The organism is Streptomyces sp. Pv4-95, assembly GCF_045782725.1.
Lineage (GTDB): Bacteria > Actinomycetota > Actinomycetes > Streptomycetales > Streptomycetaceae > Streptomyces.
Genome location: NZ_CP127172.1, coordinates 4,805,271 through 4,819,106, shown reverse-complemented (window position 1 = coordinate 4,819,106; position 13,836 = coordinate 4,805,271). Strand labels below are relative to the sequence as shown.

Here is a 13,836-nt window from a genome sequence, read left to right as displayed (position 1 = left end):
TGGGCCCGCCGGGTCACCGAACCACCGGACCGCGATCCACGGCCGCAGCCCGGTGATCCGCAGTCCCAGCAGCCCGCAGTCCGCAGTCCGCAGTCCGCAGTCCGCAGTCCGCAGTCCGCAGCGGAACCCGTCATACCTCGGAACCGCGCCCCGAGCCGCCCTCCCACGCTCACACAAGGCACCCGATACCGCCCGTCACCCGCCGGCGGACCCGCACCGTCCCGCCTCTCCGCCTAGGTCCCGGCCGCGAAGCGTGCGACCTCCGGTGTAGGGCCGCCGACCGTTCCGCCGCGGCGGGCCGCCGTCCTAGCCTCGAAGCATGGATACGACGAGCGGCACCCTCGACGAAGCCCTGGAGCGCCTGCACACCACCGGCCCCGAGTTCCGCGGCTTCCTGAGCAATCACGGCCCGATGGCCGTCGAGGCCCTGGTCCGGCACGGCCGGGCCGGCTCCGTCCACCGCTGGGTCGACCACTACGCCACCAAGCTGGAGGCGGTCCCGAGCCCGCAGTCCCCCCTCACCGACGCCAACTGGCAGCAGGCGATGGGAGATCCGAGCAGGGTCACCGACTGGACCCGCTACATGGCGCGGCAGGTCGCCGAACGCCCCTGGCGCGAGGTGCTGGCCGAGTGGTGGCCCCGGCTGCTGCCCGGCATCGCGGGCGCCGCGACGCACCCCGTCATCCGCGTCGGGCACGCCGTCCGCACCCTGCTGGAGGAGGGCGAGGAGGCGCCGCGGATCGCCGAGTTGGCGCATGCTCTGGGCTATTGGGCCGCGCGCCACACGCCGCTGCCGGTGACCGTGCGGCCGGCCGGCACCGCCTCCCCCGCCGACGCGCTGGCCTCCCTCCCGCACGTCGCCGACCAGCAGGTCGGCGTCCTCAAGGGCCTGGCCCAGCTGCCCGGGACCGACGGCTGGCAGGCCGCCGCGGAGGCCGTCGACGCTCCGCAGGAGCCGGACGCCGCCCGCACCCAACTGGCCGCGCTGGTACGGGCGGCCACGCATCGCTATCTCGACTACGGGCACGGTGACGAGGTGCTGCTCGTACACGCCGCCACCGCACCCAACGCCGTGCTGCGGACCCTGCCCGCGCTCCCCCGCGAGCTGTGGGCGCCCTCGCTGGGCGCGGCCTGGGCGGCGAGTGCCGCGCTCACGGCCGTCTACACCCCCGACGAGCCGCTGCCGCCGCTGCGTACCGGGACGCTCGATCCCGAAGAGGTCTTCACCCGGGCCACCGCACACGGCGACGAGCACGCGATCAAGTTCACCGACACCGCGCTGGACGTGGCCTCATGGACGCCGGACGGCGACGACCGCGCCCTGGCGGCCGCCGTGCGCGCCCTGGAGTTGATCCGCCGCGACGTCTGAGGCGGAAGCGGCGCGGGGGCCACGGCCCCGCCGTCCCCTCACCCGAACTGCACGGACCGCTTGGCCAGCCCCATCCAGAAGCCGTCGATGACGCTGCGCCCGCTGTCCAGCTGCCCCTGGGCGTCGGCGGCTCCCAGCGTCACGAAGAGCGGCGCGAAGTGTTCGGTGCGCGGATGGGCCAGCTGCCCGGCCGGGGCCTTGTGGGCGAAGTCGAACAGCACGTCGAGATCCTGGGCGGCCAGCGCCTGCTGCCCCCACTCGTCGAACTCCGCCGACCAGGCGGGCGGACCGTCACCGCGGTGCCGCAGCGCCGCCAGATTGTGGGTGAAGAAGCCGCTGCCGACGATCAGTACGCCCTCCTCGCGCAGCGGCGCGAGCTTGCGGCCGATCTCATACAGTCGGCGCGGGTCGAGGGTGGGCATCGAGATCTGGAGCACGGGGATGTCGGCGGCCGGGAACATCTCGACCAGCGGGACGTACGCGCCGTGGTCGAGCCCGCGGTCGGGGATGTCCTGCACGGGTGTACCTGCGGTGCGCAGTGTCCTCCGGATGCGGTCGGCGAGCCGGGGAGCGCCCGGGGCGGCGTAGCGGACGGTGTAGTAGTGCTCGGGAAAGCCCCAGAAGTCGTACACGAGCGGCACCGTCTCGGTGGCGCCGAGCGCGAGCGGGGCCTCCTCCCAGTGCGCGGAGACGATGAGCACCGCCTCGGGGCGGGGCAGTTCGGCGGCCCAGGCAGCGAGCTGTCCGGGCCACACCGGGTCGTCGGCGAGCGGCGGCGCGCCATGGCTGAGGTAGAGGGCCGGCATCACGGACATGGCAACTCCACAACGTCACATTCGGCGGGTACCGGGTACCGGGCACCAGGTACGCGCCGGGCAATCCTGAAGGACGCACTGCTTGAGAGTTCAAGCAATAATCCCACCATAACGCACTCTTTGTTAAATCTTCAATAACCGGGTGGACGGTGAGAGAATGGATGCTATGAGCAACGAACCCGCAGCCGAGCCCCGCTGGCTCAGCGACGAGGAGCAGTACGCCTGGCAGTCCTACCTCCACGCCACCACGCTCCTGGAGGACCACCTCGACCGCCAGCTGCAACGCGACGCCGGGATGCCGCACGTCTATTACGGCCTGCTCGTCCAGCTCTCCCGCGCCCCGCGCCGCCGCCTGCGGATGACCGAGCTGGCCCAGAACGCCAAGATCACCCGCTCCCGGCTCTCGCACGCCATCGCCCGCCTGGAGAAGAACGGCTGGGTGCGCCGCGAGGACTGCCCGTCCGACAAGCGGGGCCAGAACGCCCACCTCACGGACGAGGGACTGCGGGTCCTGGAGAAGGCCGCCCCCGGCCATGTCGCCGCCGTCCGGGCCGCCATGTTCGACCGCCTCTCCCCCGAGCAGGTCGGCCAACTCGCCCAGATCTGCCGGGCGATGGCCGACGGCCTGCAGCCGGAAGGCGCCGACCTCCCCTGGCTCCGCTGACGCCTCCGACACATCGGAGGTGCGAGGGGCCGGGAGGCCGACGCCTGTCGGATTTCCGGATTCCCACGGGCCGGCGGACGGTACGGGAAGCCCCGCCGCGCCGCCGTCCCGCGGAACGTCCTCAGTGCGCCATGACCGGCACCCGGACCTCGTCGCCCTCGGCCGCGGCCGCACCGTCACCCGAGGAGCCGACGGCGGAACTGCCGCCCTGATGACCGGTGTTGATGAAGGTGAAGGCGATGACCGCCGCCAGGACGAGGATGCCGACGGCCCACCAGATGGCGGTGGCGTAGCCGTGCACCATCGACTGGAGCTTGAGCAGATCCACGGAGCGCGCACCGGCGGCGTGCGACGTGGCGTACGCCGTGGTGGCACTCGCCGCAATGGTGTTCAGCAGCGCCGTACCGATGGCGCCGCCGACCTGCTGCGAGGTGTTGACCATCGCGGACGCGACACCGGCGTCCCGCGGCTGGACGCCGTGCGTGGCCAGTGACATGGCCGGCATGAACGCCGTACCCATGCCGAGGCCCAGCAGCAGGAAGCCGGGCAGGATCAGCGCCGGGTAGGACGTGTCCAGGTCGATCCGGGTCAGCACCAGCATGCCGAGGGCGGCGGCCAGGAAGCCGGGCGCCATCAGCAGTCGCGGCCGGACCCGGGTCATCAGCCGGGCGCCGATCTGCGTCGAGCCGACGATCATGCCCACGATCATCGGGAGGAAGGCCAGGCCGGTGACGACCGGGGTGTAGCCCTTCACGATCTGCAGGTAGTAGGTCAGGAAGAGGAACAGACCGAACATGCCGATGATGGCCAGGCCCAGCGACGCGTAGACACCGGCGCGGTTCCGCTCGGCGACCACCCGCAGCGGCAGCAGCGGCGCCTTCACCTTGGACTCGACGAGCACGAACGCCAGTAGCAGCACGGCGGCCGCGGCGAACAGGCCCATGGTCGGGGCGGCCAGCCAGCCGTCGGACTCGGCGCGGGTGAACCCGTAGACCAGCGAGACCAGACCCAGTGTGGCCAGGATGACGCCGGGGACGTCCAGCCGGGAGGGGTTACGGCTCTCCGAGGGCTCGCGGATGACCAGGACCGCGCCGGTCGCGGCGACGACGGCGAACGGGATGTTGACGAAGAACGTCCAGCGCCAGTTCATGTACTCGGTCAGCACGCCACCGAGGATCAGCCCCACGGCGCCGCCACCACCGGCGATCGCACCGAAGATGCCGAACGCCTTGGCGCGCTCCCTGGCCTCGGTGAAGGTCACCGCGAGCAGCGAGAGCGCGGCGGGCGCCAGCAGCGCACCGAAGGCGCCCTGCAGCGCACGCGCGCCCAGCAGCATTCCCTGGTTGGCCGCGGCGCCGCCGATCGCCGAGGCGAGGGCGAACCCGACCAGACCGATGATGAAGGTGCGCTTACGCCCCCACAGGTCGGCGATGCGCCCGCCGAAGAGCAGCAGACCGCCGAAGGCGAGGGCGTAGGCGGTGATGACCCACTGCCGGTTGGCGTCGGTGATGCCGAGGTCGGCCTGGGCCGAGGGCAGCGCGATGTTCACGATGGTCGCGTCGAGGACGACCATGAGCTGCGCGAGGGCGATGAATATGAGCGCTTTCCAGCGCCGGGGATCGACGTACGGGGCTGTTTCAGGCATGGCTGGGTCCACCTAGTGGTGCGGTGAGCGAATAACGGGACGTGGGTGACGAAGAGTTGGGGCGAACGGATGTGGTGAGGTCGCTACGACCGGAGGGGCCGAGGCCGGGGACGGCCGGACGGCAGGCATCGGGCGCGCGACGACCTGTGGAGCGGGCGGCCGGAAGGGCCGGGGTTCAGCTCATGACCGGTGCCTGAGGTCTTCCAGGGTGGCCGCGGCACCGGGGAGTTCGGAGCGCGCGGGCGTCAGCAGGCCGTCCAGGAACAGCTGCAGGTGCCGGTGCACGAACTTGTCGAAGTCGATACAGCCACTGCCCGGCAGCGGGCGGGTGAGCTGGGTGAGGGCGACCATCAGGTCACCGACGGCGATGTCGGTACGCAGTTGGCCGCTGTCGCGCGCGGCACCCATGACGGCCTCGATGGCCGTCTCCAGGCGCCCGCGGGCCGCGCGGAGTTCGGAATGGTCGAGATCCACACCGTCGGATAGCAGCGGGCACAGGGCACCGATGCGCTCCTCCACCGCGGCATGGACGAAGCGCCTCAGCGCTCGAAAGGCATCGGGCTCCTCGGCAAGGGCGGCCTCCGCGCAGTCCGCGGTGCGGGACATGACGGAGAGCGTGACGTGATGGATCAGCTCAAGGCGATCCGGGAAGTGGCGGTAGAGGGTCGCATTGCCGACCCCGGCCCGTCGAGCGATTTCATCGAGCGACACCTCGGCGCCGAACTCGACCATCGTCTGGCGGGCGGCCGCGATGATCCGCTCCCGGTTGCGCAGGGCATCGGCCCGCAGACGCGGCTGCGGGGGCTTCGTACGGCTGTCGGTGGCGGTCACGGCGGCACTCCTCTCACTTCTCGGGCGTCCCGAGCCGTACGGCGGACCGGGCGGGTCAGGACGGACGGTCGCGGTCGGCGGGACGGCCGCCACGACACCGGAGCGAACCGGGGACATGCTCCCCGTTTCGCGCCAACGTCTCGTTAAACGGGGACACCCTCCCCGGATATTTCGCACGCTTGAGTGACCTGCGTCACACCTGGCATCGCGCCCATCGCAGACGCGCGTCGCGCCCCACGGCCCCCGCAGCCGCCACCGGCACGAGACGCCTTTGAGCGACGGCCACGCCCGCCCCGCGCGGGCGAACTCACCCGTCGAGCCGTACCCCCTCCACCCCTCCCGCACGGACGTTGCTAATTTATCCCTTATGCGCCGAAGGCCCCGGCTCGCCGCCCCTCGCACCGCCTGGACCGCCCTCAGGGCCGCCGTCCGAGCCCGCACCCGGGCCCCTCGTCGTCCCCCGGCGCCGGCCTCCGCCCGCCCCGCCGAAGCGCCCTCCCGGCCCTTCGCCGCGACCTCCGTCCTGCTGACTGCCCCCGTGGCATACGTCCGCCGGGCACCCGGCGCCCACGCCTGGCTCGTGATCCTGCTCGCGACCTCGGCGATCATGAACCAGCAGGCCCCGGACTTCACCGAAGGCTTCCTGCAGCACCGCTCGACCAACATCCACAATCTGCTGCTCTCGCCCGGCCAGGTGCTGCTCACCAGCGCGCTCTGGCTCGACGGCGGCGACTGGTCGCGCTACTTCGTCCTCTACCAGGTCTTCCACGTCCCCGCCGAGCGCTGGCTGGGCACCAAACGCTGGCTGGCCGTCCTGGGCACCGCCCACATCGGCGCGACCTACCTCAGCGAGGGTGTACTGGCACTCGCCATCGACGCCGGCCTGGCCCCGCGCTCGGCCGTCAACACCCTGGACGTAGGGGTCAGTTACGCCCTCGCCGGGATCATCGCCGTCCTCGCCTACCGGCTCCCCCGCCCTTGGAGCCACCTCTACGCGGCCGGGATCCTCGCCCTCTACACCGCCCCGCTGGCCACCGGCCACCCCACTTTCACCGACATCGGCCACTTCGCGTCCGTGGTGATCGGCCTGGCCTGCTACCCCCTCGTCCGACACCGGCCCGGCACCTGGAGCGCCGCCACCCCCTCGGCCACGCCCCCGGCTCCGCCTGCCCGCGCCCCGTCTCCCCCTGCGCCTCCGCCGTCCCCATGACCTCCGGCCACCGGCCACCGGCCTCACCGACTCCCGTTGACTCCAGATGACCTAACCCCGCGCGCGAGCGATCACCCGGTGACACAGGGTGATCAGCATGATGCAGAAGATATCCGCGGCCCTGGCCGCCGGCGCGGCCACCGCGGCCGCCGCCATAGCGCTGGGCTCGCCACCCACCGCCGCGGCCAAACCCCCGCAGGCAGGTACGCAGCCCACCGGGCCGTGCGCCCTGCGCGGCATCCAGAACAACGTCGCCGAAGCCTCCTCCACCCCCACCGGCTACGCCCGCTCGCACGGCACCGTGAAGGCCCTCACCCTCTTCATCGACTTCCCTGACGCCCGTGCCGAGATATCCCCCGCGGCCCGCTTCGCCGAGTTCTTCCCGGCCGCGACGGACTACTTCCGCGCCAGCTCCTACGGGAAGCTCGACTACCGGCCCAGGCCACTGCTGAAGTGGATACGGATGGCCCGGCCCCTCGCGGCCTACGGCATCACCCGCGGCGGCACCTTCGACCCGGCGTCCGACACCGGCTACCACGCCCTCTCCCGGGAGATCGTGAGGGCAGTCGACCCCTCCGTCGACTTCCGCGACTACGACATCGTCAACGTCCTCGCCGCGCCCAACGCGGGCCCGCCCGCGACCCGTACGGTCCTGTCGGTCACCTTCAGCGGCGGCGACATGGGCCTGCGGACGGCCGACGGCGTGCCGTTCCGGAACGCGTCCTTCATCTGGAGCCGGCAGACCGGCGACAGCGCCTTCCGCGTCCTCAACCACGAGAACGCACACTCCTTCGGGCTCCCCGACCTCTACTACACCGACAGCCACGGCACCTCGCCTGCGGTCGGCCACTGGGACCCGATGGACGAGGACTGGGGGCCGACCAACGACTTCCTCGGCTGGCACAAGTGGAAGCTCGGCTGGCTCTCCGCCGGCCAGGTGCGCTGCGCCCCGCGCCACGGCACGCCCACCGAGCACGTCCTGACCCCGACGCCCGCCCGCGGTGGCACCAAGATCGTCGTGATACCGACCTCCCCGCGCACCGCCCTCGTCGTCGAGGCACGCAGCCGCGGCCCCCTCGACCCGGCGGTCTGCCGTCCCGGCGTCCTCGTCTACCGCGTCGCCGCCCACGTCGCCTCCGGCCGGGGCCCGCTGCGCGTCGTGGACGCCACACCGCGCAGCGGCGGCTGCTTCACCAAGGACAAGTACGTCAACGCCGAACTGACCGACGCCACGTTCCGCCCCGGCACCACCTACAGCGACCGCAAGAGCGGCGCGGCCGTCTCCGTCCTCACCGAGAACCCCGACGGCAGCTACCGCATACGCGTCACCCCGGCCCGCACATAGGCCGGCGGTTCACTCCCCCTCTTCCACCTGCTCCCGCTCCCGCCAATGACGGCGACCGATGCTGATCAGCCGCAGCTGCTGCCGCGCGACCCGTACGACGCGCTCACGCTGCCCCTCGACCGTGGCGGGCGCGCCATCGCGCCCCATACCGGCGCCCGAAGCGCCCTCCCGCGTGCCCCCGTCATTCGCTTCCGCCCCTCCACCCGCTTCCGCCCCTTCAGCGGCGGCGGCGAGCGCCGCGGCATCCTCGGCGTCGAGCAGTTCCGCGGCCGTCGTCACCAGCCGGTCCACATACAGCTCCGCCAGCATCCGGACGTCCTCGTCGGTCCACCCTTCCGACACCGGCTGCGTCTTGAGCGCGGCCGCCACCTCGGCCGCGAACCGCTCGAGTTCGTCCGCGATGGCCAGCCGGACCGCCCGCACCCCGCCGTGCCGCTCGCGCGCCACGAACCGCACATGGGCGGGATGTTCACGCACATGCCGCTCCACCACCGCGACCGTACGGTCTATCCGCTCCTCGGCCGCCGCCTGCTCGGCGAGGATCGCGCGCACCATCACATGCAGACTGCCCAACGCCTCCTCGACCAGCGCGACTCCCAGCTCACCGAGATCCCGGAAGTGCCGGTAGAACGCCGTCGGGGCGATGCCCACCATGCGCGTGACCTCCCGCAACCCCAGGCTGCTCAGGCTCTGTTCCTCCAACAGGCCGAGCGCCGCGTCGAGCAGCGCCTGACGGGTCTTCTGCTTCTGGGCCTGCCGGACCCCAAGGGTGTGACTCATGTCATCCAGTAAACAACCGTTCTCCGACCACATCCACCCGTGGGCGGCCGTAGACTCGATAACTGAGTGAACAACTGTCCTCTGAGTTGGAAAGGCAGATCATGCTCTTCCTCGTCGCAGCCCTGCTCCTACTGGGGGTACTGCTGGGCACCGCGGCACACCTCCCGGTCCCCGTAGCCCTCGCCGCGGCCGCCGCCATCGCCGGCTGGCTGCTGATCTTCGCCATCCGCGAACACCGCCACAAGGCTGGAGGGACCACCCGATGAACACCCTCACCAAGCCCCACACCGAGCGCGACGCCGCCGGCACCACGGGCCCCCGGAAGCCGGCCCAGGCCCCCGAGACCGACGCCGCACCCGACCGGGCCGCGAACCAGGCCACCACCGCGCAGCCGTCCCGCTCACGCGCCGACGGCATGGCCGTGGCCTCCTTCATCTTCGGCCTGCTCGGCACCCTGGTGGGCAACATCGTCCTGGGCCCCTGCGCCCTGATCTTCGGCGGCCTCGCCCTGGCCCACCACACCAACCGCCGCGGCCGCGCCCTCCTGGGCATCGCCCTCGGCGCCATCGACCTGGCCATCCTCCTCACCCTGGTCACCACCGACGGCACGGTCAGCTGGCACATCGGCGGCTGACACACCGCCCACCCCCACCCCACCATCCGCTACGCTGGTCGCCGGATCTTCCCGATCCCCCCGCCTCCGTAGCTCAGGGGATAGAGCACCGCTCTCCTAAAGCGGGTGTCGCAGGTTCGAATCCTGCCGGGGGCACACCAAGAAGGGCCAGCTCAGAGGCAACAACCTCTCGAACTGGCCCTTTGGCTTACACCCGGCCGTGCCACTCACGTGCCACAACGCCCGCTACGAGTCCACATCACTCCGTGTCTTACGGATCATCGCGCCCCACCGGTCGGCGATCTCACGGTCCCTGCCGTTGACCATGTGCTGATAGATCAGCGCGGCTCGCGGCGTGCCCCGGGGCCCGAGGAAGACGTGCCCATCCCGGCCGGCACCGGCGAAGTGCTCCAGGTGCTCACGTACGTCCGGCAGGAGTTCGACCGGAAAGGCCACCGGGTTGATACCGGAAGCACCAGGGACAGACGACCGCCCACCCTGGCCACCGCTCGGCACGCCCGACGGAACTCCTCACCGCGCGGCGTGAGCGGTCCTGCGCCTCTCCGGGAGGCCGCAACCAGTGCCACGGCAGCATGCCTTTAACAGGCCCAGGAGCTGCCGGCCGGTACTCCGTCGAGCACTCCGTTGCTGTGCCGCAGTCAACTCGGGTGCTGCAGACCGAACTCAGGCACGCACATGACAGGAGCCTCGTGATGACCCAACCGACCCAACCATGCAATTTCGCCGTCAGCCGCCCTACGCTCACACATGGTTCGTCGGGGGAGGCGTTCAAGCAGGCGCAGTGCTACCTCAACCTGTCGACGCGGAGGGCCGGGCTGCTCGAGGACGGATCATTCGATCCGGCCACCGATGCCGCGACCAAGAGATTCCAGAAGTGCGCCGCGATCACGGTCGACGGCGTTATCGGCGCGCAGACCTGGTCTTTCCCCTTATCTTCTGGGCCAACTCGCCTGACTGTGTCTGCTGAAGCGTCTGCGCGCTCTGAAAGCGTGAGCAGACGGCAGCGATTGGACTGCAGCCGCCGCCGAAACTCTCGTCAGACCGCCATCAGTGCCGATTCGGCGAGGATCACTCGCTGCCCTGCCCTGATATGGCTTCGTCCGCCAGGGCGACGATCAGTTGCTGCCCGACCTCGATGTGGTTCCTGTCAGGAATGCTGTTCCAGTCCACGAGTTCGTCGACCGTCGTCCCAAACCTGGCAGCTATGGCGGTGAGCGTGTCACCGGACTTGACCGTGCAGTACGTGTGTGCCGTGTTTGTCGTCATATCTCCACGCTAGTCCGGGTGGATGGACTTCGCTCGGAAGCACTTCGTTCAGGCATCCACGGCCCGCCACACCAGGAGCACTGAGGGCCCGGCAGCAGGTGTCGCAGGTTCGAATCCTGCCGGGGCACAGAGAAGTGGCTGGTCGTGGGCCCTGGCGCCCTTGTGGGCGGCAGGGTTCCTGCCTGGCGGCGGGCTCGCGCGGGCTCAGGGGCCGTCGGTGTGGACCTGGCCGTTCAGGTCGAACAGGAGCCACTCCAGCCGGTCGGCTGTGACTCCGAGGGCTCCGGCCCAGCCGTGCATGGTGCTTACGTAGGTGGCGTACCTCGTTGGCCAGCGGCGCGTGCCTGCCGCCTCATGGCTGGACCACCCGAGGGCGTTCAGTGAGCGGAGGACGCGGTTGTCGAGGATCAGGGCGCGGTCACTCCCGGGGCCTCGGTCGTCCACGGCCGCGAACCATTTGGTGAAGAAGGAGCGTCGGACGCCGTTGAGGACGAACTGGCTGTAGGCCGCGCTCACGTCCCCTTGCCGGACCGATTCGCGCGTGGTCCGCAGAACGGTCCGCAGGCGGACGTCGGACAGGGCTGCGTGCGTGTGCCGTGGGCCGCGTCCATTGGTCGTGCCCGAGCCCCAGATCATGACGGCCGCGAACAGGTCGCGCAGCCCGTCGGGGTCGTCGCCGGCGCGCGCTCTTATCGCCGTCAAGTCGTCCCGGCTGATCAGGCGGTCGCTCGGGTCGCTCCGGCACTCCTTGCCCGCGTCGAGAACCCCTCCGGCCCCGTGGGGCTCCAGCCATGGGCGCCAGGTTTCGGGACGGAATCGCACCGGGGCCTGGCTGCGCCCGGCGTGGGTGTCGACGAGGCTTCGTAACCGGTCGTCCAACGGTGGCTCCTCCCATGGCGGCGGCGCGCCGTGTGCCGCAGCCTATGGGGCATGTCCGGTCGGCATGCCTGACTTTTCAACTCTGGTATGAGCAGGTTGGGGTGGAGTTGAGGTCATCTGGAGCAAGGGCATGGGCGCGCGGTTGGTTGCCGACTAGAGTCGCCTCATCACTGCTGGTTATGGGGTCAGGGCTCGGTGCACGCACGCCGAGTCGCTGGTGGGGAGGGCCTGTAGAGCATGAGCCGTCGCTCCAATGGGTTGGTCGGTGTCTGGGCTGAAGCGCAGCGCCAACAGCAACGTCAACGTGAGGCGCAAGCCAGATACCAGCGGGACCAGGACAGGCAACAACGCGCCTATCAGCGGGAGATGGCGCGCAGCCACCGTGAGCAGAAAGCGGCATACCGCGAGCAGCGCGAGGCGGAGGCCCGGCGGCGCACGGAGGAGATCGACGCGCGGGTCGAGGCGTTGCAGGGCCTCTTAGCGGCGGGGTGCCGGGCTCCGGCGTTCAGGGCCGCTGCGCTGACCCGTGCGGAGCAGGTCGAGGCGTTCTCCCCGGGGCAGCTCGCGCACCCCCTCCGTATGCCGGACGCGAACCAGTACCAGCCGCAGGGCGGTTGGACCGCCGGACGGCGGGCCCAGGCGCAAGCGGAGGCCCGGTCCAGGTACGAGCGCGACTGGCAGGCAGCACAGGCCGCCGAAGCGCAGCGTCAGCGCGTGCTGGCCGACTACCAGCTGCAGTACCAGCAGTGGGCCGAGGCGCAGTTGGGCGAGATCCGTCGGTACAACGCCGGCATCGCGGAGATGACGACGGGGCTGCGCAACGGGGATCCCGAGGCCGCTGTGGAGTACTTCTCCGCTGCCCTCTACGCCTCGACGGGATGGCCGGAGGACCTGCCGCGCCAGGTGTCCGCCGCGTATGACTCGGGGGCGCGCCAGTTGGTACTGAACTGGGAGCTGCCCAGGTACGACGTCGTCCCGGAGGCGAAGTCGGTGCGGTACATGATCAATGCCGATCAGGAGAAGGAGTCGCCGCGACCGGTCACTCAGCGCCGCGCCCTGTACCGGGACGTACTCGCGCAGTGTCTCCTGTTGGTCCTGCGTGAACTCTTCGCGGCCGATGAGTTCGGTGCGCTGGATTCGGTTGCGTTGAACGGGTTCGTGGACGATCACGACCCGACGACCGGCCGGCGTGCTCCCATGTTCCTCGGCACCGTGATGGCCTCGCGTCCGGCGTTCACCGCGCTGCATCTGGAGCAGGTGAACGCCGTCGACTGCCTGGTGGACGGGCTCCGGGGGCAGCTGTCGTCGCGCCCCGATCAGTACGCGACCGTGCGGCCCGGGCGCGTTCCCGAGGATGTCGGCAACAGCGTCGTCACCCATGGCGGCGACGCGGAGCCGGATCTGTACGACATGGATCCCCTCGCCTTCGAAGCACTGGTCGCCGATCTGTTCCGGGCCATGGGGATGCAGGCCGTGACCACTCAGCGCTCGAACGACGGGGGCGTGGACGTCGATGCGCTGGATCCGACCCCGATTCGCGGCGGCAAGATCGTCGTACAGGTCAAGCGCTATCGCAACACCGTGCCTCCGACAGCTGTCCGCGACCTGTACGGCACCGTCCAGGACGCCGGCGCCAACAAGGGTGTGCTGGTCACGACGTCCGGATTCGGCCCCGGCTCGCACACCTTCGCCAACGGCAAGCCCTTGGAACTGGTGGCCGGCTCCGAACTGGTCGATCTGTTGCACCGCCACGGGCTGCGCGGGCGGCTGGGCAGTGGTGAACGCACGGTGCCCGCCCAGCGGACAGCGCCTGTTGATGAGAGCAGCGCGGACGACCACAACGTATTGGGCATGTATTGGTCGGGCAGTGTCGGCTTGGACGTATGCGCACTCGTATGCCACGGCAACCGGGTCCTGGACGACGACCACTTCGTCTTCTACAACAACCCCCGCACACCCGATGGCGCGGTCCGTGCGCTCCTCCCCGTCGCGCCGGACAGAGCGGCCATCCAGGTCTCCTTCGATGCCCTACCGGCGTGTGCCGACCGCCTGGTCGTCATCGCCGCGGTCGATCCGGTCGCCAACCCCGGGGCCGACCTGTCCGGGTTCGCCGACGCCGGTATCCGGCTGTTGGACTCCGAGGGGACACCGCTCGACCAGTTGAAGGTCTCCGACGGCCGCGATGGCGAGACCGCTCTCGTCCTGGGGTCGTTCCGCCGCCGTTCCAACGGTGACTGGGAGTTCGTCACCGGAGGCAAGGGCTACCGAGGCGGCTTGGAGGAACTGGTCCAGGAGTACGGCATCGATGTGACCTGATAGCAGCCCGGGCCGTGCCCGGGTGCCCGATGACGGCCCTCACCCCAAAGCCCACCCCGCCCTCCGGCGGGGTGGGCTCGCT

The 13,836-nt window shown here is 70.6% G+C and carries 14 protein-coding genes, 1 tRNA gene and 1 pseudogene; 9 read left to right on the top strand and 7 right to left on the bottom strand.

Going from position 1 to position 13,836, the window contains the following annotated elements:
- The first annotated feature begins 319 nt into the window (after positions 1-319).
- Positions 320-1,369 carry a questin oxidase family protein gene (locus tag QOM21_RS21165; protein ID WP_407552251.1) on the top strand — a complete coding sequence of 350 codons (1,050 nt, stop codon included), beginning with the start codon at positions 320-322 and terminating at the stop codon, positions 1,367-1,369.
- Positions 1,370-1,407: 38 nt separating this feature from the next.
- Here the strand turns inward: QOM21_RS21165 and QOM21_RS21160 are convergent, their stop codons facing one another.
- Complete coding sequence (locus QOM21_RS21160; RefSeq protein ID WP_407555741.1) at positions 1,408-2,175, bottom strand: DODA-type extradiol aromatic ring-opening family dioxygenase; 768 nt, start codon at positions 2,173-2,175, stop codon at positions 1,408-1,410.
- 175 nt (positions 2,176-2,350) lie between these two features.
- On the opposite strand from QOM21_RS21160, the gene QOM21_RS21155 reads away from it, so the two are divergent.
- Complete coding sequence (locus QOM21_RS21155) at positions 2,351-2,848, top strand: MarR family winged helix-turn-helix transcriptional regulator (RefSeq protein WP_407552249.1); 498 nt, start codon at positions 2,351-2,353, stop codon at positions 2,846-2,848.
- A 121-nt stretch (positions 2,849-2,969) separates the two neighbouring features.
- Here the strand turns inward: QOM21_RS21155 and QOM21_RS21150 are convergent, their stop codons facing one another.
- Positions 2,970-4,493 (bottom strand): MFS transporter, encoded by a 1,524-nt coding sequence (locus QOM21_RS21150; protein WP_407552247.1) that lies wholly within the window; start codon positions 4,491-4,493, stop codon positions 2,970-2,972.
- Positions 4,494-4,673: 180 nt separating this feature from the next.
- Positions 4,674-5,324, bottom strand: coding sequence for a TetR/AcrR family transcriptional regulator (locus QOM21_RS21145; protein WP_407552245.1), 651 nt, complete (start codon positions 5,322-5,324; stop codon positions 4,674-4,676).
- Between the two features lie 367 nt (positions 5,325-5,691).
- On the opposite strand from QOM21_RS21145, the gene QOM21_RS21140 reads away from it, so the two are divergent.
- On the top strand, positions 5,692-6,534 hold the full coding sequence (locus QOM21_RS21140; protein ID WP_407552243.1) for a rhomboid-like protein: 843 nt from the start codon (positions 5,692-5,694) through the stop codon (positions 6,532-6,534).
- 97 nt (positions 6,535-6,631) lie between these two features.
- Positions 6,632-7,879 carry a M6 family metalloprotease domain-containing protein gene (locus tag QOM21_RS21135; protein WP_407552241.1) on the top strand — a complete coding sequence of 416 codons (1,248 nt, stop codon included), beginning with the start codon at positions 6,632-6,634 and terminating at the stop codon, positions 7,877-7,879.
- A 9-nt stretch (positions 7,880-7,888) separates the two neighbouring features.
- On the opposite strand, the gene QOM21_RS21130 is transcribed toward QOM21_RS21135, so the two are convergent.
- A complete protein-coding gene (locus QOM21_RS21130; RefSeq protein ID WP_407552239.1) occupies positions 7,889-8,659 on the bottom strand; it encodes a TetR family transcriptional regulator in 771 nt (256 codons plus the stop codon).
- A gap of 86 nt (positions 8,660-8,745) precedes the next feature.
- Here QOM21_RS21130 and QOM21_RS21125 point away from each other — a divergent pair, with 86 nt between their 5' ends.
- The 3 genes from QOM21_RS21125 (at position 8,746) to QOM21_RS21115 (ending at position 9,428) form a co-directional block, all read left to right on the top strand.
- Positions 8,746-8,925 carry a hypothetical protein gene (locus QOM21_RS21125; protein ID WP_398553990.1) on the top strand — a complete coding sequence of 60 codons (180 nt, stop codon included), beginning with the start codon at positions 8,746-8,748 and terminating at the stop codon, positions 8,923-8,925.
- Positions 8,922-9,293, top strand: coding sequence for a hypothetical protein (locus QOM21_RS21120; protein ID WP_407552238.1), 372 nt, complete (start codon positions 8,922-8,924; stop codon positions 9,291-9,293). The genes QOM21_RS21125 and QOM21_RS21120 overlap by 4 nt, the downstream gene beginning before the upstream one ends.
- Before the next feature lie 62 nt (positions 9,294-9,355).
- Positions 9,356-9,428, top strand: a tRNA-Arg gene (locus QOM21_RS21115).
- Positions 9,429-9,518: 90 nt separating this feature from the next.
- Here the strand turns inward: QOM21_RS21115 and QOM21_RS21110 are convergent.
- Positions 9,519-9,728, bottom strand: a complete 210-nt coding sequence (locus QOM21_RS21110) for a hypothetical protein (protein ID WP_407552236.1) — start codon at positions 9,726-9,728, stop codon at positions 9,519-9,521.
- 137 nt (positions 9,729-9,865) lie between these two features.
- On the opposite strand from QOM21_RS21110, the pseudogene QOM21_RS21105 reads away from it, so the two are divergent.
- Positions 9,866-10,204: pseudogene (locus QOM21_RS21105) on the top strand (peptidoglycan-binding domain-containing protein); the annotation flags it as partial.
- A gap of 157 nt (positions 10,205-10,361) precedes the next feature.
- Here the strand turns inward: QOM21_RS21105 and QOM21_RS21100 are convergent.
- Both QOM21_RS21100 and QOM21_RS21095 read right to left on the bottom strand, forming a co-directional pair.
- Positions 10,362-10,559 carry a LysM peptidoglycan-binding domain-containing protein gene (locus QOM21_RS21100; protein ID WP_407556028.1) on the bottom strand — a complete coding sequence of 66 codons (198 nt, stop codon included), beginning with the start codon at positions 10,557-10,559 and terminating at the stop codon, positions 10,362-10,364.
- Positions 10,560-10,763: 204 nt separating this feature from the next.
- Positions 10,764-11,438: a hypothetical protein gene (locus QOM21_RS21095; protein ID WP_407552234.1), complete on the bottom strand. Its 675-nt coding sequence runs from the start codon at positions 11,436-11,438 to the stop codon at positions 10,764-10,766.
- A 237-nt stretch (positions 11,439-11,675) separates the two neighbouring features.
- Here QOM21_RS21095 and QOM21_RS21090 point away from each other — a divergent pair, with 237 nt between their 5' ends.
- A complete protein-coding gene (locus QOM21_RS21090; protein ID WP_407552232.1) occupies positions 11,676-13,754 on the top strand; it encodes a restriction endonuclease in 2,079 nt (692 codons plus the stop codon).
- Positions 13,755-13,836 lie beyond the last annotated feature (82 nt).

What these genes read in the sequence shown, in the direction of transcription:
- QOM21_RS21120 (WP_407552238.1), top strand. Translation starts at nt 8,922, where the DNA reads ATGAACACCCTCACCAAGCCCCACACCGAGCGCGACGCCGCCGGCACC.
- QOM21_RS21140 (WP_407552243.1), top strand. Translation starts at nt 5,692, where the DNA reads ATGCGCCGAAGGCCCCGGCTCGCCGCCCCTCGCACCGCCTGGACCGCC.
- QOM21_RS21155 (WP_407552249.1), top strand. Translation starts at nt 2,351, where the DNA reads ATGAGCAACGAACCCGCAGCCGAGCCCCGCTGGCTCAGCGACGAGGAG.
- QOM21_RS21165 (WP_407552251.1), top strand. Translation starts at nt 320, where the DNA reads ATGGATACGACGAGCGGCACCCTCGACGAAGCCCTGGAGCGCCTGCAC.
- QOM21_RS21100 (WP_407556028.1), bottom strand. Translation starts at nt 10,559, where the DNA reads ATGACGACAAACACGGCACACACGTACTGCACGGTCAAGTCCGGTGAC.
- QOM21_RS21135 (WP_407552241.1), top strand. Translation starts at nt 6,632, where the DNA reads ATGATGCAGAAGATATCCGCGGCCCTGGCCGCCGGCGCGGCCACCGCG.
- QOM21_RS21130 (WP_407552239.1), bottom strand. Translation starts at nt 8,659, where the DNA reads ATGAGTCACACCCTTGGGGTCCGGCAGGCCCAGAAGCAGAAGACCCGT.
- QOM21_RS21090 (WP_407552232.1), top strand. Translation starts at nt 11,676, where the DNA reads ATGAGCCGTCGCTCCAATGGGTTGGTCGGTGTCTGGGCTGAAGCGCAG.
- QOM21_RS21160 (WP_407555741.1), bottom strand. Translation starts at nt 2,175, where the DNA reads ATGCCGGCCCTCTACCTCAGCCATGGCGCGCCGCCGCTCGCCGACGAC.
- QOM21_RS21150 (WP_407552247.1), bottom strand. Translation starts at nt 4,493, where the DNA reads ATGCCTGAAACAGCCCCGTACGTCGATCCCCGGCGCTGGAAAGCGCTC.